A 23,382-nucleotide genomic window follows, 5' to 3' on the forward strand; every position below is an offset into this window, starting at 1 on the left:
CTTGTTAAGCTTTTTTTGCGAATTTTCAAATATTACGAACTAGCAAATCGCGTATAATCGTCATATTTTTCTAGTAATTTCTGACTGCAATGTGGCAAAAAGAGAGCAGCGTAAGCAAAGTAATCATAACTCTTTTGATTAAGCCGATTTTCTTGGCCTAAGGTAGCAAAATATTCAGTGATAAATTGTTGACTATCATGATAAAAATCTAAACTGCGGAGGTATTTCATATCTTTAAGTGAGGTAATCTGATCTTGATACTGTAGGCGATAAATTCCGACGATAGTGAGACTCATAAAGAATCTGTAATCTAATGAAAATTTAGTTCTTCTAAGTAAGTTATGTTTAAGCAAGAGATGCTTTAATAAACTTTGATTAATACTACTTTTTGTAATGTAGTTAGAGAATAGCCAGTTTCCAAAGGTAATCACCGGTATCAATGGTCAAGTATTTTGGATGGGGATATACGACGTGTCCTTGCTAAATTCAGATAAACTTACTCCTGAGTAGAAGAAAGAATTGATTAAGGATCATCGAGAAGGTATCAGAGTTGGAATAGACGTTGTTAGTTTCCAGACAGAAGTTAAATTTTGGCCAGTTTTATCGCGCAGAAATATTGGAATAAGTAATAATTATCTCGCAATTATTTACGGAATCTTTTCTTTTGAGTTATTGGCTTTGATTAACTAAGCACAAAAAGGGGCTAACTTTCGCTAGTCCCCACGCTTGCGGTTAGGTACTCATTCTAACAATTTGTGCATTAACTAATATTCGTAATTGGTCCATCTGGAACAATCAAAAAAGTACTTAAGAAGTTACTTAAGTTTTTACTTGAGGACTAATTAAGTACTAAGGTGCTATTTTCGGATAGCGCCTTTTTTGATTATTTCAGTGAGTTTCTGGCAAGCATCATGCAGTTTATCTGTATTGATATTAGAATAATTAATAATAAAAAGATGTTGACTAACATGTTCCGGCGTCAAGTAATAAGCAGCCATGGAAGTCAAGTGAATTCCCGCCTGAGCCATACGTTGCGTGATTTCTTGATCACTGAGTTTGGTCTTTAATTTTAAAACGAAGTGCAAGCCTGCATCATTTTCTAAAATTTCACAGTAGGGGGCCAAGGAACTAGTGGTAATAATCTTAATGACCCTGCTTCTTTGACGCCGATAGTAGAGACGCATACGATTAATATGCTTTTCAAAATAACCTTGCCCGATGAAAGCAGCCAAGGTGTATTGTTCGAAGTTCGAGACAGTACAAGCGTAAAAAGAGAGTTGTTGGTAGAAACGGTTGGCCAGATGTGCTGGTAAAACCATGTAAGAAATCCGGATGGTCGGAGTGAGGGACTTGGAGAAGGTATTTAAATAGATAACTTTTTCGCAAGCATCACTAGAAAAGAGGGTCGGTATCGGACGACCTTGAAGTCGAAATTCGCTGTCGTAATCATCTTCAATGATGTAACGACCGTTCATTTCATTGGCCCAAGCTAAGATCTCATAGCGCCGGTTAGCAGGCATGGAGATTCCCGTGGGAAAATGGTGGTTGGGGCTGAGATGGGCAATATCTGCTTGAGAATTCCGTAAATCATCAGCGGTAACTCCATAATCATCAATGTCAATGTAGGTACAGTCAACGCCGGCTTGTTGATAAATTTGTGCGAGCCGTTTGTAACCGGGATTTTCAGTGCAGTATTTTTTATCTTGGCCCAGTAATTGAATCAAAAGACTATAAAGATATTCGGTACCAGCGCCGACGATAATTTGGTTAGGATCAACTAACATGCCCCGGAAAGACTTAAGATGCTCGGCAATAGCTTGTCGTAGTTCAGTTTGTCCACCGGTTGGTGAGACTTCCATAAGGGCATCTTTTCGTTGGGCAATGGTCTGGCGGAGCAACTTGGTCCACACAGAAAAGGGAAAACTTTTGGGAGCTAATTGGTTACTCGATAAATCACAATCAAATTTTAGCGGTTGGGGTGGTGTCTGAATACCGAGGTCAATTTTGGCTTGCGTAGGAATAATTTTAGTTTGATTAATGTTGGCCACATAATAGCCCTTTTTGGGCCGGGTGTAAACATAGCCTTCGGAGATTAACTGGTCATATGCATTTTGAATCGTAATGGTACTAATCCCGTTATTATTAGCGAAGGAACGCTTGGAAGGTAGTTTTTCGTGAGGGGCAAGTTTACCGGAAAGAATATCTTCTTTGAGGCGTAAATAGATATATTCATAGAGGGGACCAGTAACGTTTTGAAAATTATAGGTGAGCATCATTTTTCTCCTATCTGGACTTTATTTTTAGTTTATTTTGATTATTTTTATATTACCAGATTTATTATAAAATGATTAATAATTAAAGACAAGTAAGGGGCGGTATAAATGGTGAATGAGTATCCACAAGTATTAACGATTGCGGGTTCAGATAGTGATGGTTCAGCCGGGATGCAAGCTGATATGAATACTTTTTTAGCGCAGAAGGTCTATGGTATGTCAGTATTGACGGCTTGTGTGGCGGGTAACTCCTATGGAATTTGGGATAGCGTAGCTTTACCCCAAGCCTTCATAGCCAAGCAATTTGAAGTCTTAGCGGAGGATTTTAACATTCGGGCAACTAAGACGGGGATGTTGACTGATACAGCAACGATTGAAACGGTCGTCGCTGCGTATCAGAAATATGATTTAGGCCCGTTAGTAGTTGACCCAGTCATTATCACCAAACATGGTAACCTTCTCTTAGAAGAGCAGGCCTATCAGACTTTACGGACGAAATTGTTGCCTTTAGCGACAGTGCTAACTCCGAATTTTTACGAAGCGCAAAAATTAGCGCAAATGGAATTAAAGGATGCAAAAGCAGTAAAAAAAGCGGCCCGTAAACTTCAAGCTTTAGGTGCTAAAAATATTATGATTAAAGGACGACATGAGGCGGGTCAAGATAGGGTCAGTGATTATGTTTTATTAGCTGATGGTCAGGATTTTTGGCTGGAACATGACTACTACGAAACGACCCACTTTAATGGAACTGGTGATACTTTATCGGCGGCAATTGTTGCTCAAATAGCCCTCGGACAAGATATCAAAACGGCAATAACTAAAGCGCAAGCCTACACCTATCGTGCTTTGACGCAAGAAATTGCTGTTGGTCACAAATTTGGTCCCATTAATCACTGGGTTTAAACCGAAAAGACTTCAACTTTGAGAAGAAGCTGAAGTCTTTTTTACTGCCATAAAATGGCTGCCATATGATTGAGAATTTCTTTATTTTGGTGGAGGTCGGTGTGATTGGTATCCTTATAGACTTTTTGGCTGTAAGTGGACCAATTACTGTGAATCACGGTTTTAAGGAACTCGGATTGGACATTAGGGACTTCACCATCGGTCTTTTTTTGTCCATCTTTAGACCCCATTAAGTTATAGAAATGAATAAGGTTATGTGGATTAAATTTATCTAATTTTTTAGCCAAACGCAAGTAGTTATGGTCAGAGGTCTTTTGCGTTAAAGCTTGGTTATAACTGATTTTGGAGGAGAAACCTTCGTTAATTGGTACCCCTAATAAAATGATTTTTTTAAAGTTGATGTTTTTTTGGAGGTAACTAGAGTTAGCGAGGGCGTGTACAAAGGCCGTTCCTCCCCAAGAATGTGCAACAACATTTAGTTGGTTAATGCCGTAATTTTTATGCAAAACGCGTAAAACACTGGAAAGCCAAGCCGTTTGGGGTAGGTAATTTTTAGTATAGTTCCAATCGAAGAGGACTTGGATTAAAGAATTTTTCTTATTCATAACCGCACCTTGTACGTGTACCTTTCCAGTAGGAGTGACATGAATGGTCATGGTTTTTTGGGCAAGGTTTTGCTTTTGGTAATAGTCGATTAAATGTGAATAGGTCCATGCATTTCCACCCCAGCCTGGTATTAGTAAGGTCGGGGTGTCAGAGTAAGTTACATCAGTTTTGAGGCGATTTTGACGGAGGGGTTCTTCGCGACTGCCTTTTAAGAGGAGAAGCTGAATCCCCAAAGCGACAATAATTAAAGCAAGTGCAACGAGTAAAATTTTTTTCAAATCTTAGCCTCCTTTCACCTTTATTATAGCACTCCTCTGCTTTAGTAGCGTGTAAAATAGTTGGGGATAATTGATAAAAAATGGAAAAGTTTCTGAATAAAAAATTAAAAATAAATAAAAATGTACTTGCTTTATTTTTAATTTTAAATTAGAATACAACATATAGAAGAAAAAAGGAACATTAGAAAAGAGGATGTTTATGAAAGCCAAAAAGTTATTAGCTGTGGGTTCGCTAGCAGCCCTAACGGCGGTCGGACTCGCCGCTTGTGGAAATAAATCAGACAAACTTGCATCCGATCAAGTTTTAAAGTGGTCTTATCAATCTGAATTGCCATCTATGGATCCATCCAAAGCAACAGATACAATTTCTTTTGACCAAATGGCCAACTCCATGGAAGGTCTTTACCGTTTAGGTAAGGATAGTAAGGTTACTCCAGGTTTGGCAAAATCAACTAAGGTTTCCGATGATGGTTTGACTTATACTTTCAAATTACGTAAGAGTACTTGGTCTAATGGTGACCCTGTAACTGCCAAAGATTTTGTTTACTCTTGGCAAAGAACTGTAGATCCTAAGACTGCTTCAGAATATTCATACTTATTCAGCGGAATTAAGAATGCGGATGCCATCATTGATGGTAAGAAACCGGTAACTGACTTAGGGGTTAAGGCTGTTGGTGATGACAAGTTAGTTGTTACTTTAGAAAAGGATATTCCATACTTCAAATTATTGATGGGCTTCCCACTCTTCTTCCCACAAAGTCAAAAGGCGGTTGAAAAGTACGGTGATAAGTACGGGACAGCTGCGAAGTACATGACTTACAATGGTCCATTCAAGATGACTGGTTGGACAGGGACTAACTTGAAGTGGAAATTAGAAAAGAATGATAAATACTGGGATAAAGATAATGTGAAGTTGTCAGCAATTGAATTCCAAGTTAACAAGTCAACTAACACTTCTTACAACTTGTACCAATCAAACAAACTTGATTACACTTTCTTATCTACCGAACAAGCTAAGCAATTAAACAAACAAGATGGTTACCACATCTTGAAGCAAGCGCGGACAAACTACTTGCAATACAATGTTGCGAAGAACAAGTTCTTAGCTAACCAAAAGATTCGTCAAGCTATTTCTCATGCTATTAACCGTGAAACTTTAGCAGCTAACATTTTAGGTGCGGGAACGTTACCATCTTCAAGCGTTGTTTCTAAAGGTTTAGCAACTTACGATGGCAAAGATTTCGTACAAGTAGCGGACTCTAAGGCTAACAAGCTTGACAAGAAAGAAGCGCAACGTCTCTTGAAAGAAGGGTTACAAGAAGTTGGCGAAGACAAGTTGACCTTGAACTTATTAGGGGATGACACTGATGTCGCTAAGAAAGTTACTGAATTTGTCCAAAGTCAATTGGAAACTAATTTAGGTAATGGCACTAAAATCACGGTTCAAAATGTACCATTTAAGACACGTTTAAGTCGTGTATCTGGCGGGGACTTTGATATGGCTGCCGTAGCTTGGGGTGCGGACTTCGCTGACCCAATCTCCTTCTTAGACTTATTTACTTCTGACAACTCATACAACACTGGTAAGTGGAACAATGCAGAATACGATAAGTTAATTACGGCATCTAAGACAACTGACGCTAACAATGCTAAGAAGCGTTTCAACGATTTGGTGAAGGCTTCTGATGTCTTGAATGAAGACCAAGGGGCAACACCGCTCTTCCAATTAAACCAGGCTTACATGTTACGTCCAGGAGTTAAGGGCTTAATCCAAAACTCTGCTGGGGTTACAAACAACTGGAAGAATGTCTACATCTCAAAATAATAATATGAAGAAGTCGGAGTAATCCGGCTTTTTTGTGGTCATGAATTCGCTGGAACGTCACTATTAGTTCAAATTTTAAATTTTTCCAAACACCAAAAACTGTGGATTCCTATCTAGGAGTCCACAGTTTTTCTTAAAAATCCAAATTTTAGGCGCGGATTTGGCCATCACCTTGGATGATATATTTGTAGGTAGTCATTTCAGCCAAGCCCATAGGACCTCGCGCGTGCATTTTTTGAGTGGAAATGCCCAGTTCACAACCGAGCCCAAATTGACCGCCATCTGTGAAACGGGTCGAGGCGTTAACGTAAACAGCGGCTGAATCGACCGCTTGTGTGAAGAGCTGAGCTTGCCTATCATCTTTGGTAACGATGGCTTCGCTGTGCCCAGTCGAATGTTGGTTAATGTGGTCAATGGCAGCTTGAGTATCGGGGACCACCTTGATGGCCATGATATAGTCTAGGAACTCTGTATCGAAGTCTTGACTACCAGCGGCAATGGCATCGGGGAGATAAGGGAGTGCCTGTTGATTAGCGCGCATTTGAACTTGACCTTTGAAAAGTTCATTTAAACGTGGCAAGAAAGTAGCAGCAATCTTTTCATGAACTAGGCAAACCTCAGCGGAGTTACAGACAGAAGGACGGCTAGTTTTAGCATTGGCAACAATTTTGAGAGCCTGGTCTAAATCGGCAGCTTGATCGACGTAAACATGGCAAATACCAGTGCCAGTTTCAATCACGGGTACGGTGGCATTTTCTACCACGGCCTTGATGAGACCCGCCCCACCACGTGGAATGAGAAGGTCGATCTGTCCCTTGGCAGTCATTAATTCTAAAGACGATGCCCGGCTAGTATCGCTCACCAGTTCAATGACTTGTGGCGAAATTTCACTTTGGGCCAACCCAGCCTTGAGTGCTTTAACAATGGCGACCGCCGAATTGTAAGCTTCTTTGCCTCCACGGAGGATAACAGCATTTCCAGATTTAACGGCTAAGGCTGCTACATCGGAAGTAACATTAGGGCGACTTTCATAAATCATACCTAAAAGGCCGAAGGGTACGGCGACTTTTTGGATATGCATGCCGTTTTCAGCTTGATGGCTAGCGAGGATACGGCCGACAGGATCGGGTAAAGCTTGGAGGGCTAAAATACCTTGGGCCATTTCTGCGATACGTTCGGGAGTCAATTTGAGTCGATCTAACATAACAGGTGCAATGTGTCCGTGAGCGTTTTCCATATCAATTTGATTAGCGGCTAAAATTTCGGCTTGTGCAGCTTGGAGGCTAGTGGCCATTTTAGCGAGGGCTTCATTTTTAGCGGTTTCAGAAGCTTGGTTGATTGATTTTTTGTGTTGTAACAGACTTTGAATGAGCGCTTGTGTAGAACTTATGGTCATATAATCATCCTTTCTTAAAGTAGGGTTACCCAGTCATCACGATGGATGAAGGTCCCTTCAGGGTGTTTGAATTGAAGTAGTTCTTCGACGACCAAACGGGAAAAACGTGCCCGTCCTTTACCGATTAATTTACCGCTAGTTTGGCTGTAAACTGAGACAATATCATTACGTTGGAAATTACCGCTAAATTCACTAATACCCGAAAGTAAGAGGCTATGCCCCTTGGCAACCATGGCTTTTTCCGCCCCAGCATCCACAAAAATATCAGCTTGACTAGGAGCGTAGAAGGCTAACCATTGTTTCTTTTGGTTGAAGGCCTTGGTTTGCGCCGTGAAATAAGTTCCTTGGATTTCTTGCTTGACGGCTTTGGGTAATGAATTTTTTAATTGGGATGAAGTAATGAAAACTGGTACGCCAGCCATCGTGGCCAAACGGGCCGCCTGGATTTTAGTGACCATTCCGCCAGTTCCATTGGCTGTACCAGCTCCGGAAGCGATTTGGAAAAGCTCAGGTGTAATATTATCAACCTTGGCAATGGCTTGAGCCTGCGGATCTTTACGCGGATTTGCGGTGTAAAGGCCCGCCACATCCGTGAGTAAGACTAAGAGGTCAGCTTTAAGTAAACCAGCGACTTGGGCGGAAAGCGTATCGTTATCGCCAACCTTGATTTCATCAACGGCGATGGTGTCATTTTCATTAATAATAGGAATGGCCCTGCGCTTGAGTAAGACTTGGAGGGCCTGGGCAGCATTGTTGTAGCGTCGAGGGTCTTTGAAGTCATCTTGGGTCAAAAGAACTTGGGCCGAGACAATGCCATCTTGCATGAGATTGGTGGTGTAGTGTTCGATGAGTAAACCTTGCCCCACGGCAGCGCTAGCCTGTTTGTCAGCGATGTGTTTGGGCCGCTTGTCAAAACCTAAACGCCGGAAACCAGCAGCAATCGAACCGGAAGTTACTAAGACTAATTGATAGCCTTGGTGGTGGAGCTGTGCTAATTGTGAAGTAATTTGGGCCAACTTTTCTGCATCTAAATCCCCCATGTGATTGGTCAAAGAAGAGGTCCCAATTTTGAAAACGATTAATTTATCTTTCATATTTTTTCCTTGTTGAAACGTTTTCTCAAGTATAACATGGATTTAGGGCGGAGAAAATCAAAAAATCCTGGTGTTAACCAGGATGTAAAAATTATTGTAAAATTTCTGGGACGACTTTGGCTAAGTTTTCAATTTGGTTTTCTCCTGTAGCTAAACTAGCATTATTTTGTGTGTAAACGGCAATGAGATAGCCATTATTAGCGCCGGGATCACTTGGAATATAGCCAATGCTATTTACGTACCAGTGGCCTTTATCATCGGGAAGCCAGCCATTTTTGAGGTAATAGTGGTCACTCCCCGCTGAAATACCCCAGTTTTGGTCTGCTTCCACATTAGCCATCAGAGCTTTAGAGTAAGTTTGCGCGGAAGTACTCAGATAATCGGAGTCTTGGAAAATTTGTTTCAGCAAGATTAATTGGTCTTTAGGCGTGGTGGTTGTTAGTCCCCAACTCGAAGTGGGGGTATGAGTGTATTTCATACCTAAAGCTTCGTAGACTTGATTTAAAGCATCATAGCCTCCAAGATAAGTTTTGAGAAGCGTGGTAGTCGCGTCGTTGTCGCTATTTTCGATCATTTGCCGCGCCAAAGTCGCTTCGTAACCGCTCAAGGCCCCACCTTCTTGGTGTAAAAGGGCTACTAAAACCGCGACTTTGACGGTACTAGCAGTTACCCAATCGTGTTTGAAAGGGCGGTTTGTGTAGGTATAGGTTTGGCCGTTTTTTTCTGAAAAAATGGCAATACTATATTGACCTTTATAAGTTTGACTACTTGATTTCCATGCTTGGCGGAGGTGAAATTCCTGAGGAGTGGGAATTACATCAGTCGTGAAAAAGGTAATTCCCAGCAAGCCTAAAATCAGGAAGATCCCAATTTGATAGACATGTCGCTGTCTCTTTTGGGTCTTCACTTGTCGGTGTTGGCTACGTTTTTGATAATTCATGTACATACCTTTCTAGAAAGCTATTTCTATATTATGCAAGTTTTTGGTCAAAATTGCAAGAAAAGCCTCAAAAAGACCCTTTGGCGTTAAACCAAAGGGTCTTAACTTAGTTAAGTTTAAGCTTCAGAAGCCCCACTAGTGGCATCAGCTTCAACCTCGACATCTTCAGCAATGGCTGTTTTTGCAGCAATACGTCCGAAAGTGAAGATATCAGCCAAGGAATTACCACCTAAACGGTTCCCAGCGTGTAGCCCCCCAGCAACTTCTCCGGCAGCAAACAAGCCGGCAATCGCGTGGTTATTCTTATCCAAGACATGAGCCTGAGTATCAATCTTTAAACCACCCATGGTGTGGTGGATGGCCGGTTTACGTGGTGTGGCATAGAATGGTGCTTGCACTACCTTGAGATCGAAGACTTCCTTACCAAATTCTGGGTCGTGCCCCGCATCAACGTAGCTGTTGTACTTATTGATGGTGTCAACGAAGACCTCAGGGTCCATGTCTAATTGCTTAGCGAGGTCTTCTAAAGTATCTGCCTTGTAAAGGGTACCAGCCTTAACTTGAGCTTCAATTTTTTCTTCGCTTGTGTTGTAGGCCGTCTTTTTAATTTCGTTATCGGCAATCAAGTAGAAGAGCCCACCATTCTTAATGGCTGCTTTGGCTAAGACATCCCGACCTTCGTATTCATCAACAAACCGCTTCCCAGCTTGGTTAACCATGATGTAGTTTGCTGGTGGAGTTTGCAGACCAGTGAAAAGTTCCCCGGTCACAGGGTCGGAAACAGGCATCATTTGGGAGAAGCCCATGCCAACAAGGTCCGCCCCGACGGCCGTGCCTAACTCAATTCCGTCACCGGTGATAGAAGGGGAGTTAGTTGTGGCGATGTCATCATCGATGTTTTCCCAGTAAGTGTTGTATTTTTGTACCATTTTGGTATTGGCTCCAAAGCCCCCAGCTGCTAAAATAACGGCTTTAGCATGAACGAGTACTTCTTGGCCTTGGGCGGTCCGAGCTTTGATACCAATTACCTTGCCATTGTCATCAGTAATCAATTTCGTAGCACGGGTTTCGGTTAAGATTTGTCCACCATTGTTCTTGACAAATTCAGACAAGACACGAATGAAGGCAAAACCAAGGGGTTCTGTTGGTTTGTGACCCCGACGCCACTTTGCCCCAACTGGCATGGTAACTTCGGTTTGATCATATTCAACCCCTAAGTCAGCTAGCCATTTCACAGAGTCTAGGGCATTATCAGTTAAAGTTTTAACTAAGTCGTAGTTACCGTGAATTTCTTGGCCATTTAAATCAACGCGCTTACCACCGAGGTAAGTTTGGATTTCATGCCAAGTAGGAGAATCGAAGAGATAGTCGTGGTCCCCATCAAGGTAAGCCTTGATTTCAGCTTGTAATTTACGGAAATCAGCTTGGTATTCAGGATCAATTTGATTGGTATCGTAGTCCAACATTTCCTTTAAGGTATCGGCTTCGCCTGGTAGAGCTTTGAAGGTATTTTGCCACTCAGGGTCGGCGGCGTTGACAGGTCCCCCGGCGCGGACGGTGTTCCCCCCAGTTGATGGGAACTTTTCCAAGACTAAGGTAGATTTTCCAGCTTGTAAAGCAGTAGCAGTGGCCGTTAAACCAGCGCCCCCGGCACCAATCACAGCTAGGTCAACCGTGTATTCTTGAGGCAACTTCACAGCGTCAGCACTTGGTTTAGGACGCTTCTTTAAAATGTTAGGGTCAACGCCAGCTTCTTTAACAGCTTGGGCCACACTATCTAGAATCCCATTACTTGTATCTGAAGCTCCGGAGACAGCATCCACATTTAAAGTTTGGCCAGCTAAGATTTGAGCAGGAATTCTTTCGAAGGCAGCTTCGGAAATACCCTTGGTTTCGCTAGCCGTATCAATATCGATATCTTCGATGCGGTCCTTAGATAAGGTAACTTTTACGCTGAAGTCACCGTTATGTCCCTTAGCAGAAACTTCGTAAGTCCCTGGGGTGAATTCCACTTCTTCTGGTAAACTTAGCACGGTGGTAGCTTTTACGAAGCGCAAGAAGTTCTTGAAACATTGACTCAAGAAATCAATGGTACCTTGAGCTTTGATGTTGCCGTCTTCATCGAAAGCTTCAAGAGCGTTCCCCATAACGAATTCGTTACTTCCGAGTACGATAGGTCCTAAACCTGGGGCGTCCATAATTTCGCGCAAGTGAATTTGAGCACTAGCAGAGCCGTGAATATCTTCCGCAGCCCCAACAATCATTAAAGGTTTCCCTGTTAAAGGATGAAGGTTAAAGGACATCCAATCTAAGAAACTATTTAAAGTTGAGGGGATAGTGCGGTTTTCCTCATCAGTGGCGATGATTACCCCATCAGCGGCTTCGATTTGTGCTGCCGCATTCTTAAGTAAATCAGTTTCGCTTTGGTCATCTGACTCATTGAACATTGGAAAATCACGACATTCAAGCAGGGAAATTTCTGCTTGGTCTGCAAAGTGTTTTTGCATAAATTGAAGTAAAGTTCTGGCTGGCGCATTGTTTTTGGCGGAGCCAACAATTCCGACTAATTTCATTTTTAAGCCTCCTAGTCTTTTACCCAGCTAACAAAGTCAGCAAAGTATTGGTCAAGTTGCGCTACCACTTGGGTGTCCTTTAAATTACCTTCTTCATCGAAGGCTTGGGCTGCCCGGCGGAGGAAGAATTCTTCCCCAGCAAGAGTGCTGGCTGCTAAATTAGGACTTTGCAAGATACGGCGCAAGTGTTCTTGGGCTCGTAAAGTTCCTAAAACCCCGTAAGAAGCACCGGTAATCATCACTTTTTTGTGGTTTAGAGCCTTAGTTTGCCCCAACCATTCTAAGGCAGAAGCCAATGGTGCAGGGATGGTGTGGTCATATTCTGGTGTAGAAATAATCACCCCATCAGCAGCGTGGATTTTATCACTAAATGCAATAACTTGAGCACTTGGAGTTTGGCTTGCATCGTGGAAAGCTTCTAAGTCTTTAATTTCTAAAATTTCAATGTCGGCTTGTTTGGTAAAGTGTTTTTGCATGAACCTTAAAAGGTTACGGTTCAAAGAAAAATCAGCGTTGGTACCGACAATTGCAACAAATTTCATGTTGTCAGCTCCTTTTGTTAAGCGTTTTCTTAGGATGTAAATTTTTTTACTTAATTAAAAATTAAGCCCAATGGTTATTATAAATCATTTTTGTGTTTAAATCGACATAAAAATATAATTTTTTCACAAATTATGCTTTTTAGGGCATAACTTGTTTTGACAGAACTAGCAACAGAAGCTGGGAAAAATGAGTTTTTCCGTTCTATAAAATCAAGTTTTTAGTGATATACATATGAATTTACGTATTAAGTTATGTATGATGTTACGTATTTAAATACGTATTAAGATGCGTATAAAAATGCTGTTACAACAACTGATTAAAATTTTTTAGTTACATCGAAAGCTTTACCCTAGTTTTTGACTGATATTGTTGAATGAAATTCAACTTGTTAGAAATAAAGGGTGCTTGTCAAACATCTAAACGTAACTGCACCACGGTAGGAGAGTCTGGTTTGCCCCGACATGCTTACTATGACGTAGGTGTCGTGAGTTACAGGGCCCCATGTTTTTAGACTCGGGTAGTTGACACAAGAGATGGCAACATACAAGAAAAAACACTTTTCACACTTGGCATGCTTCCTTTAGGGGGTACCATAATTTCAGTGAAAAGTGTTTTTTGAAAACTCGGGGCTTTTGCCTCAGCCTCGAGTTAACTATTATGCTTATAAGTGACTTACCGCATCTTTAGCAGCAGCGCGACCATAAACCCCACAGGTTAGGAGGGACGTACCGCAACCAAAGTAGTTAATCCCGGTCATTTGACTGTCAGCACAAGAACCACAAGCGTATAAGCCCTTAATAACTTGGTTATCTTCGTCAAGAACTTGGGCATTTTCATTAATCTTGGCCCCGGTATAACCATCGGTACAGATTTGTGGTAAGCGTACTAGGTAGTAAGGAGCAGTAATCTTAATCATATTGGCTGGATTCTTATGGAAATCTTCATCCACACCTTTTTCGCAAAGTTCATTGTAGCGAGCAACTGTAGCTTCCAAGGTTTGAGGATCAATGCCAACATCTATTGCTAAAGCTTTGATGCTATCTTCACGGTAGCCGAAAGGTTTACCTTGGGCGGTTTTCGTAGTTAAACCAAGATCAGTCATTTCCGGGTATTTGTCAGCTGTAACTTGGCCAAAGATAGCATAACCTTCGTTGTAACCTCCATCCCAAACACGTTTAGTGTATTCGAAACAGAAGTCATCTTCAGAGGCTACACGCCGTCCACCACCATCGACTTCTAAGACATCATAGTTAGGGAGGGTAGGTGAGCCAGGAATGGCTTCAGGGAAACGATCCCCCCATGAGGCTCCGTAGAAGTAATACATCATTTGGATGTAAGGTACGTCAATAATTTGAGCCCCAGCTTGTTTAAAGAAGCGCATTGCCGAACCATTTCCCCGCCCAGTGATAACTTCAATATTATTCATACGAGGGTTGAGTTCCTTCACCATTTCCGGATTTTCGGTGTAGGAACCGGCAGCCACAATTACAGAACTGGCATGGATAATTAAGGTATCACCTAGTTTATTGCGGGCAACGACCCCTTGGACTTGGCCATTTAAGGTAATTAATCTATCCACGGCTAAGCCATAACGTAAGTCTACGCCCTTTTCTTGGGCGGATTGAACTAAGTTTTCAATTAATTCTGCCCCTAAACCGGCTGTTGTGTGGGCCCGTTTCAAGTTACGAACGCCTTTTTCACTTACGTGGGTAACTCCTGACCAGGTAACTCCGTTTTCCATTAGGAAGTTGTTAAGATCTGTGGAGTCGTGAGTTAACTTGCGCATAAGTTTGGTGTCGATAGTTGGTTCGTCCTTGTAAAGAGAGTAAATATCTTCGAAGAAGGCATCTGTTGTGTCTTCGATACCGTGCTTAGCCTGTTCCTTGGTACCGGCCCCCATGACGAACCCTTCTGAACGAGTGGAGGAAGAACCGTTGATTTCTTGTGCTTCGCAGATAAGAACTTTGGCTCCTTGATCAGTGGCTTCAATAGCAGCACATAAACCAGCCATTCCCGCTCCGATAACGACAATGTCGGTATTTAAATTTTCAACAATTGGTGTCCGTTGCTTAATTTTACGGGCTGCAAAAATTTCAGGTTGGCCACCGGCTTGGAGAATACAATTATCAAGAGCTTGGCGAAAGGCATTAGAAGATACACTAGCACCAGTTACGACATCTAAGTCGGTTGATTGTTTGGCAATTGCTTTTTTGGCTAAAATATCAAAGGCCATCCCACCCATAATGTGGGTATCGGTGTATTCAGGAACTTCAATATCTGTAATTTTATTGTCTTTAAAGGTTGCCAACATGGTCATTTTCCCGACACCAGGTAAACCTTCATGTTCTTGGAAGGAATTAACTGTGGTAGTATACTGACCATCATTTAGGGTTAGGGTTGCTTCTTGTTTTTCATCCTGGGCAGCAATCTTTGCCAAAGTCAGTGCTTGATTAAAAGCTTTAGAAGTATAAGAAGCTCCTGAAATACCATCAACGTTAAAATCATTTCTTCCTTGTGCAGTTTGAACTAGAGCAGTGAGTGCTTTGCCACCGATATTTGGGGTTTCTTCTTCTTTTAAAATATCAATCTTAGCAATTTGTTCATCTTTGATGGTTACAGCTAAATCAATATCGCCTTTGAAACCTTTGGTGCTAACTTGATAAGTTCCGTTCTTTAATTGTCCCATAAAAAAACTCCTCCTCATTTTTGGAAACGTTATCAATATATGTTAATTATATCACAAATGAAGTCGGAAAGGTTCTGCTAATTCTCCGTAAAAAACTAAGAAAATCAACAAACCTGTATAGGTTTGTGACTGCGTAAAGTTTTAGTGGACGAATTGCAGAAGTCGTACAATTGTGACGGAGTTGGGAAGTATTACATATGAAAGATATTACTATCGGAATAAAACAACCAAGGAGTACTGTTTTTTACTAGATGCATTTTTAGAAATTGAAAAATACCGTAGAGTTGATGCTAAACTACGTTTAGAATTATGTAAAACTGCGGCCGACAATAGTTATCAAAAAGCCTGTTATATTCACCATAATGTGGTGTCTAAGACAAGCATCATGAACTTTTAAGAGAGTTTAGAACAATATTTGAGGACGGTATTTCAGTTGAAAAGACTTCAGGAGAGTGCCCTAAGTTTTTATTCATCGAAGCTGATGAAGATCACGTCATATACCAAGACGGGACATCACATTATGAGAAAATGGTCTATATTTACGAGGGTTATCGTCAAGTTGATAAGTCTAAACGAGCCTTGATAAGCCCACACTGCATTACGCAGGAAGTGGCGGTAAGGAAGATCTTTGGGATAATGTAAAAGACTATATAGTACAGCGATATGGCAAAGATGCATTTTCAAAAATAAAGGTATACTTCACTAGTGACGAAGGAAAGTGGCTAAAAACATGTAGTAACTGGTTGGATGTAGTTGAGATTTTAGACAAATTCCACGTGGTCAAGGCCTGTCGACTAGCTGTTGGTGGTGGATTTAAATGGAATGGTGAAAATAAACTTAAAAAGTGGGTTTTGTCAGGTGATTGGGACATGGTAAAGCCGTTCAAAAAAGTTTATTTGTCAGACCCAACCATACGAAAAAAGCGCAGAAATACGGTTACTAAAAGCTTTAACTATCTGCTAAGAAACAGTAAACAGATAGATAATATTCGAGATGAAAATTATTGTGGTGACTCAACAGAAGCACGTATAAGTCATTGGGTTGCTGAAAGAGATAGTTCGAGACCATGCGTATGGTCAAAAGAAGGACTAGATAGTGTTATGTTCTTTAGATGTTGCCTAATCAACAAAGTTGATATTTATGATAAATACTGTCACTTAGAATATCAAAAGGGTAAAAGTCATGCTTTTGATAAAAGAGTTACCCGCAAGGGTAAAATGACAGATAAATACCTAGATACCACGTATAAAGTAGTCTCGGAGGCTCGCAGTATTCAACAGATATTTGATAAAATTGGTGATCAAAAATGATAAATCTATAAATTCCAATGTTAGTGCAATGGGAGGAGAGATGTCCACTCATGTTCAACTTAAATTATACAATCCGCCCCGCCAATAGCAAAAGCCTTAAGAAATGAAATTTCTTAAGGCTTTTAACGTTGTTTAGGTTAAAGACAAAAAAGTCACTATCAAGTGACTTCTTAAGTTAATTTTTGTGAATAACGGATTTAATTTTAGTATCGTTGAAAGTCCGGTTGTATTCGTGAATGATTCGACCGGCTTCAGAATTTTGTTCGTAAGTTACCATGTTACCTTGAGCATCAATCGACTTAACGACTCCGGTATGACCATAAATCCCAGGACTTAACTTTCCCCCTGCTTGCCAACAAATAACGTCACCAGGTTTAATATCAGAGATATTAGGGTATTCGGTTACCGTCCAGCCAGCAGCTGCCCAGTCGTAATCTTGACCAATATCTTGAGCAAATTCATGCCCGGAACCCATTAGAGTTGGACCTTTAAGGTGGTCAACATACCAAGCGGTCATCCCGTAGCATTCCCCGTTATAAACAGATTGTTCTTTATTATCTTCCAATGCTTTTAAGGCGGCAGCTACGTCTTTATCGCGTTGCACTTGGTTTTGAATTTCTTGATCAACACTTTGATTTAATTGCTTTTGATCAGGAAGTTGTTGGTTTAATTGGGTGTTGAGGTTAGTAATTGCTTCGCTTGCGCTAGCTTCGAGTGTTGTATTATTAGTTGTTGCAGCACTAGCTGTTTGGAGACCAGTCCCAACAATCAAACCGGCCAAGGAAAGGCTGGTCAAAATATGTAGTGATTTTTTCATTAGCTATTATGCTCCCATGTGATTCCAAATTTAGTACATGTACTAAGCTAGCAGAAAAAAAGAATTAAAACAAGGGCTGAAAAGCGTGATAGATAGGCTTTGTAATAAGTTGTTATGTTTTTGTTACAAAAGTAAAAAATTAAAAAGCTTTAGCTAGGGGATTGTAGACTACTAAAAAAATGTTGTCTACAATTATCTAGTTAAAGTTAAGCTGAATATTAAATTCTGGTAACTTTTTGATTGAATAAGAAACCCGCCTTATGGGGAGACAAGGCGGGTTTGGAGAAAGTATTATGAAAAGTTTGTGCTATTAGCTATGCTCTTAATATAAGATATAAATATTAAGGAAAGTTGATGAAAAAGCTAAGAAAATTTTAAGTTGAAATTAACATATGTTACCAAATAAGTAACTAGTTTTGGTATAATAACCGTAATTGAATGAGAGGGGTAAGATAATGTTAAAGAAGCGTTTCTGGATTGATAATACGGTAGGAATCATTGTTTGCTTGGTAATTGCACTTATTGCATGGTTCTTAGGTAAAGTTGTTCCAGTTGTTGGTAGTGCTGTATTTGCAATTTTAATTGGAATGATTTTGGCTTTATTCTGGGAGAATAAAGGCCAGGCTACAGCTGGAATTAAATTTACTTCGAAATTTATTCTTCAAACAGCAGTAGTTCTGTTGGGATTTGGTCTAAATTTAAATGTAGTTTTGCAGACGGGAAAGGAGTCGCTCCCAATTATTTTAACTACAATTACGACGGCGTTAGTAGTAGCTTACTTGTTACATAAGTTGATGCGGGTACCAGGAAATATTGCGACCTTAATTGGAGTGGGCTCTTCAATTTGTGGGGGGTCGGCAATTGCAGCGACGGCACCAGTAATTGATGCGGAAGATGATGAGGTAGCTCAGGCCATCTCGATTATTTTCTTCTTTAATGTTTTAGCAGCTTTTATTTTTCCTATTTTGGGTAGATTAGTCGGATTTGATACGCATAGTGGGGCCAGCTTTGGAATTTTTGCAGGGACGGCTGTTAATGATACTTCTTCAGTAACAGCTGTAGCTGCGACTTGGGATAGCATGTGGCACCTAGGTTCGCAAACCTTAGATAAAGCTGTAACGGTAAAGTTAACGCGGACTTTAGCAATCATTCCCATTACTTTGGGTCTAGCCTATTTAAAAGCACGCCGGGAAAGTCAACGTGGGGCAGGAAATTTTAGTTTGAAACGAGCCTTCCCAATGTTTATTTTCTACTTTTTGCTTGCCTCATTAATAACCACAGTAGCCACTGACTTAGGTGTAGCGACAGAAACTTTTATGCCACTAAAAGAGCTTAGCAAGTTTATGATAACCATGGCGATGGCGGCCATCGGTTTGAACAGTAATGTGGTTAAATTAGTTAAGTCTAGTGGTAAGCCACTTTTATTAGGTGGGTTGTGCTGGTTGGCGATTACGGTTGTCAGTCTAGGAATGCAACAAATTTTACATTTATAGTATAAGTATGGAGCTAATCGGTGGATTGGCTCCTTTTATTTTGCCTAAAAAAGTAAAAAAATTTATAAAATTTGTGATTTATTGAACTTTTGATTGATTTTTTGGATTTTCCGTTATATGATGTATATGTAAGCGATATTAACTGAATGGAGGTTTTGCATTATGGCAAAAGTAAATAATGATTTTCACAAAATTATGAATGAAAGACACTCGGTACGTCGGTTCGACAGTTCTGTAAAAATTGAGCGTGAAGAACTTGTCGAAATGTTAGATGAAGCAATTACCGCCCCATCAGCTTGTAACTTACAAGCTTGGAAATTTGTGGTCATTGATACCGAAGAAGGTAAGGAAAAATTACGTAGCTTTTGCATGAAATTTAACCACACACAAATTAATAGTAGTTCTGCGGTGGTAATGTTTTTCGGCAACACTTTAGCATATGAAAAATACAGTGCTCTCTGGCACGGGATGTTTGAAGCAGGTAAAGTTAGCGAAGAAGCTATGAATGCGGCTTTGAATACCTTCCTTCCACTTTACCAAAAAGCTGACCGTAAGATGCTAGTAGAGGATGCAATGGTAGATACTTCGTTAGCAGCCATGCAATTTATGTTAGCCGCTAGAGAGCATGGTTATGAAACAAACGCAATGGCAGGGTACGATGCAAGCAAAGCAGCGTCAACATTTGACCTTGATCCAGAACAATATATTCCAGTAATGGCAATTGCGATCGGTAAACCAGATGAAACAGCCGAAGAAATCACTACGACTAGATATCCAATTTCAGAATTAGTAGATTTTAGCTAAGGAAACAAGGGGGCGTAGCTTATGGAATTTGAAGGGAAAGTAGCTTTAATTACCGGGGCAGCTCATGGTTTTGGCGAGGCAATTGCTACTCAGGCGGCCGCTCAAAAAATGAAACTAGCCTTACTTGACCAGGATCAAGAAGCTTTGGGTCAAGTGGTCAAGAAGTTAAAGCAAAGCACTGATGTATTGGAAATTGTGGCAGATGTAACCGAGGAAGAACAAGTTTACGCTGCAGTGGATAAGACGATGACAGCATATGGTCAAATAGATTTATTGGTCAATGATGCCGGTGTTGCAGTACCTGGGCCTATTTGGGAACTACCAACTCGTGACTGGGAATGGATTTTGCATGCAGACTTAATGAGTCAGGTCTATGCTTTAAGAAAAGTTATTCCCATCATGATGAAGCAGGAAAATGGGGGCGATATTTTAAATGTGGCCTCGGCAGCAGGTCTTCTAACTGCGCCGGGAATGCCTGCTTACTATGCAACCAAATTTGCGGTAGTTGGTATGACCGAAGCAGTCGCATATGACTTACAAGCAGTTAAACAAGATAAGATTCGGATGCATGTCTTTACGCCAGCCTTTGTACAGACGAACTTGATGCATTCAGAAGAGTATCGCCCGGATAAGTATCGGGATGAAAGTGATCCATATTATCAAAGTGAAAGTTTCAAACTGGGACAAAAGATGGCCGTTGATGATTTAACAGCTGGTTTACCAATTGACTCTGTAGGTGCAACCATTTTTGATGGGTTGAAAAATAATGATTTCTACATCCTTACCCACAAAGGAATTGCGCCAATGGCCATTAATCGCGTTAAAGATGCCGTTGAAGGGCGCGCCCCAAGTTTGACCAAGTTAATGACTTATCCTGACAAAACGCATACGGATACAAGCTTGTAAAAATTTTCTTAGAAAGGAAAAATAGTTTGATAACAACTTATATAGGTAAAACGCAAGGTTTTCACGGTCCTGTTGCAGCTAGTGTAACGCTAGATGAGCAAGCACGTGTAATTGGCGTTGAAGCTGACTTTAATACCCATGCTCGGGTAGGACGGTTAGCCATTGAACGGATGCAAGAAAAAATGTTGGCAGCGCAAAGTGTTGATGTCGATGCTGTAACTGGGGTGACGTCTAGTTCAATAGCCTTTAAACAAGCTGCTAAAAAGGCGGTAGCTTTAGCTCAAGGAGAAATTTCGGCTCAAGAAGCAGAAGACCTGAACTTTAAGTTAGCTATTGATGGCCCCAAAGTTAAAGCGGATTTTGATGCTGAAGGAACCCCACTTAATACTTCAGATATTCAAGCTTATGTAGCTGCAAATGCTGTTGATAGTTACCGAGTAAGTTATGATTTAGTGGTTATCGGAAGTGGGGGCGCAGGTTTGGCAGCCGCAGTTCAAGCTGCGGAAGAAGGCCTCTCAGTGTTGATTTTGGAAAAAGCAGGTATTCCTGGAGGAACTACGAATTTTTCTGGCGGGGTAGTTCAAGCAAGTGGCACTAAGTACCAAAAAGAAATGACTAAGTTTACGAATGATACAGCGCAAAATCATGCCGATTACTATCTGCAAGCCGCTGAAGGTCTAGCTGATCGCGATTTGGTGACAGACTTGACGAAGCATGCCGGACAAAATATTACTTGGTTAGAAGAAATGGGTGTCAAGTGGATTAGTGTCTATGGTAACAATCATGTGCCATATATTGCTGATAAAGTCCATGCCGACCGTATTCATGTTAACAGTGGTGGTGGCGCTGCGACAGATGGAGTGCTACTAACCCAAGCTCTTTTGAAGAATGCTTTGAGTCTAGGGGTTAAAGTTAGTTATGAAAATTCAGTTCAGGCGTTGATTTTCGATACTGAACGAAAAGAAGTCGTTGGGGTTAAGGCGGCCCGAGGTTACTACCAAGCTAAAAAAGCGGTTTTAATTGCAACTGCAAGTATTGACCACAATCCAGCTTTAGCCAAGGACCTGAGCCCACAGCACTATGCTGATCTTAAGAATAAAGCTTGCATGTCGATTTCTACCGATACCGGGGATGGTCTTATTTTAGGCCAATCAGTTAATGCGGCTCTCTGTGGTCTCGGCGGGACGATTGATTTTGATGGACGGACAGGAAATGCCACTAATAACCAAATGCCTACGATCCCATCTTTCTTCGTCAATGCTGCTGGACGTCGTTTTGTTTGTGAAGATGCAACCTATGCTTACGGTTTCCGAGAGATTTTCCATGAAGAAAGTAAATTCCAGAAACCAACTTATATGATTTTTGCAGATTCATCGCTAAAAGCACCAGCTAGTCCTTGGAATGCAGAAAGTTTAGCTGCAGATATAAAGAAAGGATTAGTGGTGAGTGCGGATTCAATTGAAGCTTTAGCGCAAAAGATTGGTGTGGATGCTCGAGGTTTGGCCAAGACCTTGCAAGACTGGAATGAACTAGCCGTTCGGCACCAAGATCCAGAATTCGGGCGTCAAATGGGTCTAGAACCACTTGCAGGAAAGTACTTTGCCTACCAAAATCGTGCTTCTAACTTAGGATCTTTGGGTGGCTTAAAGATTAATGTTAAAGGTCAAGTTTTAGATATCCATGACCAAGTCATTCCAGGACTTTACGCCGCCGGTCTCGCTGCTGGTGGTTGGATGGGAACTTACTATCCAGGAAGTGGTACTGCCTTAGCAGGTATCATTCACCAGGGTCGTCGTGCCGCCCACAGTATTGCCCAAATATAGATAGAGTACAAAAAATCCTATGGTCAAAATACCAATAGGATTTTTTGTATTTTATAGAAAATAAATCTTGCTTATGCTATTTTTTATATTCTGTATAATATAAAAACAGAGGCAAACTGTGAAGTGCCTTATAATTCTTAGACAAAATCTAATGATTATGAGGTGCTTTTTTATATGACTAAATATGCTCAAAAATTTAAATTAGATGTTATTCAGGAATATCTGGATACTGGTTATTCACAACTCTCTCTAGAGCACAAGTATTCTCTACCGAAAGGAACCGTTAAACGATGGTGGGCTACCTACAATCAGAATGGTCCTGATGGATTGAAATTACGGCATTCGAGACGTGAATTCACTGTTGATTTCAAGCTCTATGTGATAAACTACTACCTAAATAATGATCTTTCAATGTCTGAAGTTGCGTCTACCCATAATCTCTTGTGTTCCCAGGTATCTATATGGTTCAAGTTATTTAAGGAGGGCGGACTGGAGACCTTGAAACTGAAGAAGAAAGGTAGGCCAAGTAAGGTGTCAAAGAAAAGTAAGAAGAATGCCCGTAAAATGTTGAAGATGGAAAGCGACGAAATGGAGGCGTTGAGACAAGAACTCCGTCAAGTTAAGATGGAGCGTGATATCTTAAAAAAATCACTGACCCTGTTCGGACCCTCAAAGCCAAAGATAAAACGGTAATTGTGGATCAGATTAGGGTGGATCAAAAGGGCTTACCTAAAAGTAAACGATATGGGATTGGTGAGCTTCTGAGAATGGTTGACTTAAAGCGCGCAACTTACTACGATGAACGTAAGCGCATTGCCAACAAACTTGACAAGTACGCAGATATCAAGATAATAATCAAGGAAATTGGTAAGGTGGCTCAAAATCTACTGAATCAAACATTTGATGCCACTATTCCCTACACCGTCCTTCATACTGACGTTTCACAGATACGTTTAGGCAGTTCTACTTGGACCTATATGTCAATCATCTTGGACCAGGCTCTAAAGAGGTTTTAGCTGCTTCTATCAGCCAAAGTCCAAATAAACTGCTGATTATGGACACGTTAAAACAACTTGAAGACAAACTTCCTGAAGGTGTTAATCCCATTATTC

General features: G+C 41.0%; 20 protein-coding genes and 1 pseudogene. 11 read left to right on the plus strand and 10 right to left on the minus strand.

The features are described 5' to 3' along the window. Positions 1–32: 32 nt before the first annotated feature. Positions 33–296, minus strand: a complete 264-nt coding sequence (locus tag FC36_RS10735; RefSeq protein WP_056986942.1) for a hypothetical protein — start codon at positions 294–296, stop codon at positions 33–35. A 561-nt stretch (positions 297–857) separates the two neighbouring features. Continuing rightward, entirely contained in the window at positions 858–2,273 is a 1,416-nt protein-coding gene (gene pdxR / locus FC36_RS10740; RefSeq protein WP_025021227.1) for a MocR-like pyridoxine biosynthesis transcription factor PdxR, read from the minus strand. A 108-nt stretch (positions 2,274–2,381) separates the two neighbouring features. Here pdxR and thiD point away from each other — a divergent pair, with 108 nt between their 5' ends. Continuing rightward, a complete protein-coding gene (gene thiD / locus FC36_RS10745; RefSeq protein ID WP_025021228.1) occupies positions 2,382–3,176 on the plus strand; it encodes a bifunctional hydroxymethylpyrimidine kinase/phosphomethylpyrimidine kinase in 795 nt (264 codons plus the stop codon). A 41-nt stretch (positions 3,177–3,217) separates the two neighbouring features. On the opposite strand, the gene FC36_RS10750 is transcribed toward thiD, so the two are convergent. Beyond that, positions 3,218–4,060: an alpha/beta hydrolase gene (locus tag FC36_RS10750; protein ID WP_025021229.1), complete on the minus strand. Its 843-nt coding sequence runs from the start codon at positions 4,058–4,060 to the stop codon at positions 3,218–3,220. A 199-nt stretch (positions 4,061–4,259) separates the two neighbouring features. Here FC36_RS10750 and FC36_RS10755 point away from each other — a divergent pair, with 199 nt between their 5' ends. Next, on the plus strand, positions 4,260–5,885 hold the full coding sequence (locus FC36_RS10755; protein WP_025021230.1) for a peptide ABC transporter substrate-binding protein: 1,626 nt from the start codon (positions 4,260–4,262) through the stop codon (positions 5,883–5,885). Positions 5,886–6,033: 148 nt separating this feature from the next. Here the strand turns inward: FC36_RS10755 and FC36_RS10760 are convergent, their stop codons facing one another. The 6 genes from FC36_RS10760 to FC36_RS10785 form a co-directional block, all read right to left on the minus strand. Continuing rightward, positions 6,034–7,275, minus strand: coding sequence for a glutamate-5-semialdehyde dehydrogenase (locus FC36_RS10760; protein ID WP_191978612.1), 1,242 nt, complete (start codon positions 7,273–7,275; stop codon positions 6,034–6,036). Between the two features lie 20 nt (positions 7,276–7,295). Beyond that, on the minus strand, positions 7,296–8,375 hold the full coding sequence (gene proB, locus FC36_RS10765) for a glutamate 5-kinase (RefSeq protein WP_056986945.1): 1,080 nt from the start codon (positions 8,373–8,375) through the stop codon (positions 7,296–7,298). Between the two features lie 91 nt (positions 8,376–8,466). Beyond that, positions 8,467–9,315: a serine hydrolase gene (locus tag FC36_RS10770; RefSeq protein WP_025021233.1), complete on the minus strand. Its 849-nt coding sequence runs from the start codon at positions 9,313–9,315 to the stop codon at positions 8,467–8,469. Positions 9,316–9,431: 116 nt separating this feature from the next. Beyond that, on the minus strand, positions 9,432–11,888 hold the full coding sequence (locus tag FC36_RS10775; RefSeq protein ID WP_025021234.1) for a flavocytochrome c: 2,457 nt from the start codon (positions 11,886–11,888) through the stop codon (positions 9,432–9,434). An 11-nt stretch (positions 11,889–11,899) separates the two neighbouring features. Further along, a complete protein-coding gene (locus tag FC36_RS10780; RefSeq protein WP_056986946.1) occupies positions 11,900–12,430 on the minus strand; it encodes an NADPH-dependent FMN reductase in 531 nt (176 codons plus the stop codon). A 662-nt stretch (positions 12,431–13,092) separates the two neighbouring features. Beyond that, entirely contained in the window at positions 13,093–15,117 is a 2,025-nt protein-coding gene (locus FC36_RS10785) for an FAD-dependent oxidoreductase (RefSeq protein WP_056986948.1), read from the minus strand. A 166-nt stretch (positions 15,118–15,283) separates the two neighbouring features. Here FC36_RS10785 and FC36_RS12745 point away from each other — a divergent pair. The 3 genes and pseudogenes from FC36_RS12745 to FC36_RS12630 all read left to right on the plus strand — a co-directional run. Continuing rightward, positions 15,284–15,514 (plus strand): annotated as a pseudogene (locus FC36_RS12745) (UPF0236 family transposase-like protein); the annotation flags it as partial. A gap of 29 nt (positions 15,515–15,543) precedes the next feature. Beyond that, the gene (locus tag FC36_RS12750) at positions 15,544–15,759 is read left to right on the plus strand and encodes a UPF0236 family transposase-like protein (protein WP_369384720.1); all 216 of its coding nucleotides are present in this window, start codon (positions 15,544–15,546) and stop codon (positions 15,757–15,759) included. Next, positions 15,711–16,427, plus strand: a complete 717-nt coding sequence (locus tag FC36_RS12630) for a UPF0236 family transposase-like protein (protein ID WP_082614615.1) — start codon at positions 15,711–15,713, stop codon at positions 16,425–16,427. Before FC36_RS12750 ends, FC36_RS12630 begins: the two co-directional genes overlap by 49 nt. A 175-nt stretch (positions 16,428–16,602) precedes the next feature. Here the strand turns inward: FC36_RS12630 and FC36_RS10800 are convergent, their stop codons facing one another. After that, positions 16,603–17,244, minus strand: coding sequence for a CHAP domain-containing protein (locus FC36_RS10800; protein ID WP_023860533.1), 642 nt, complete (start codon positions 17,242–17,244; stop codon positions 16,603–16,605). Between the two features lie 455 nt (positions 17,245–17,699). Between FC36_RS10800 and FC36_RS10805 the strand changes: the two genes are divergently transcribed. The 6 genes from FC36_RS10805 (at position 17,700) to FC36_RS12030 (ending at position 23,286) form a co-directional block, all read left to right on the plus strand. After that, complete coding sequence (locus tag FC36_RS10805; RefSeq protein ID WP_023860532.1) at positions 17,700–18,737, plus strand: YeiH family protein; 1,038 nt, start codon at positions 17,700–17,702, stop codon at positions 18,735–18,737. A gap of 162 nt (positions 18,738–18,899) precedes the next feature. Beyond that, a complete protein-coding gene (locus FC36_RS10810) occupies positions 18,900–19,541 on the plus strand; it encodes a nitroreductase family protein (RefSeq protein WP_023860531.1) in 642 nt (213 codons plus the stop codon). Between the two features lie 21 nt (positions 19,542–19,562). Further along, on the plus strand, positions 19,563–20,447 hold the full coding sequence (locus tag FC36_RS10815; RefSeq protein ID WP_056986953.1) for an SDR family NAD(P)-dependent oxidoreductase: 885 nt from the start codon (positions 19,563–19,565) through the stop codon (positions 20,445–20,447). Between the two features lie 26 nt (positions 20,448–20,473). Further along, on the plus strand, positions 20,474–22,270 hold the full coding sequence (locus FC36_RS10820; RefSeq protein WP_051528012.1) for an FAD-dependent oxidoreductase: 1,797 nt from the start codon (positions 20,474–20,476) through the stop codon (positions 22,268–22,270). A gap of 174 nt (positions 22,271–22,444) precedes the next feature. Next, entirely contained in the window at positions 22,445–22,963 is a 519-nt protein-coding gene (locus tag FC36_RS10825) for a helix-turn-helix domain-containing protein (RefSeq protein ID WP_056986955.1), read from the plus strand. 2 nt (positions 22,964–22,965) lie between these two features. Beyond that, positions 22,966–23,286: a hypothetical protein gene (locus FC36_RS12030; RefSeq protein ID WP_156409590.1), complete on the plus strand. Its 321-nt coding sequence runs from the start codon at positions 22,966–22,968 to the stop codon at positions 23,284–23,286. Positions 23,287–23,382 lie beyond the last annotated feature (96 nt).

Source organism: Ligilactobacillus equi DSM 15833 = JCM 10991, from assembly GCF_001435735.1.
Classification (GTDB): Bacteria; Bacillota; Bacilli; order Lactobacillales; family Lactobacillaceae; genus Ligilactobacillus; species Ligilactobacillus equi.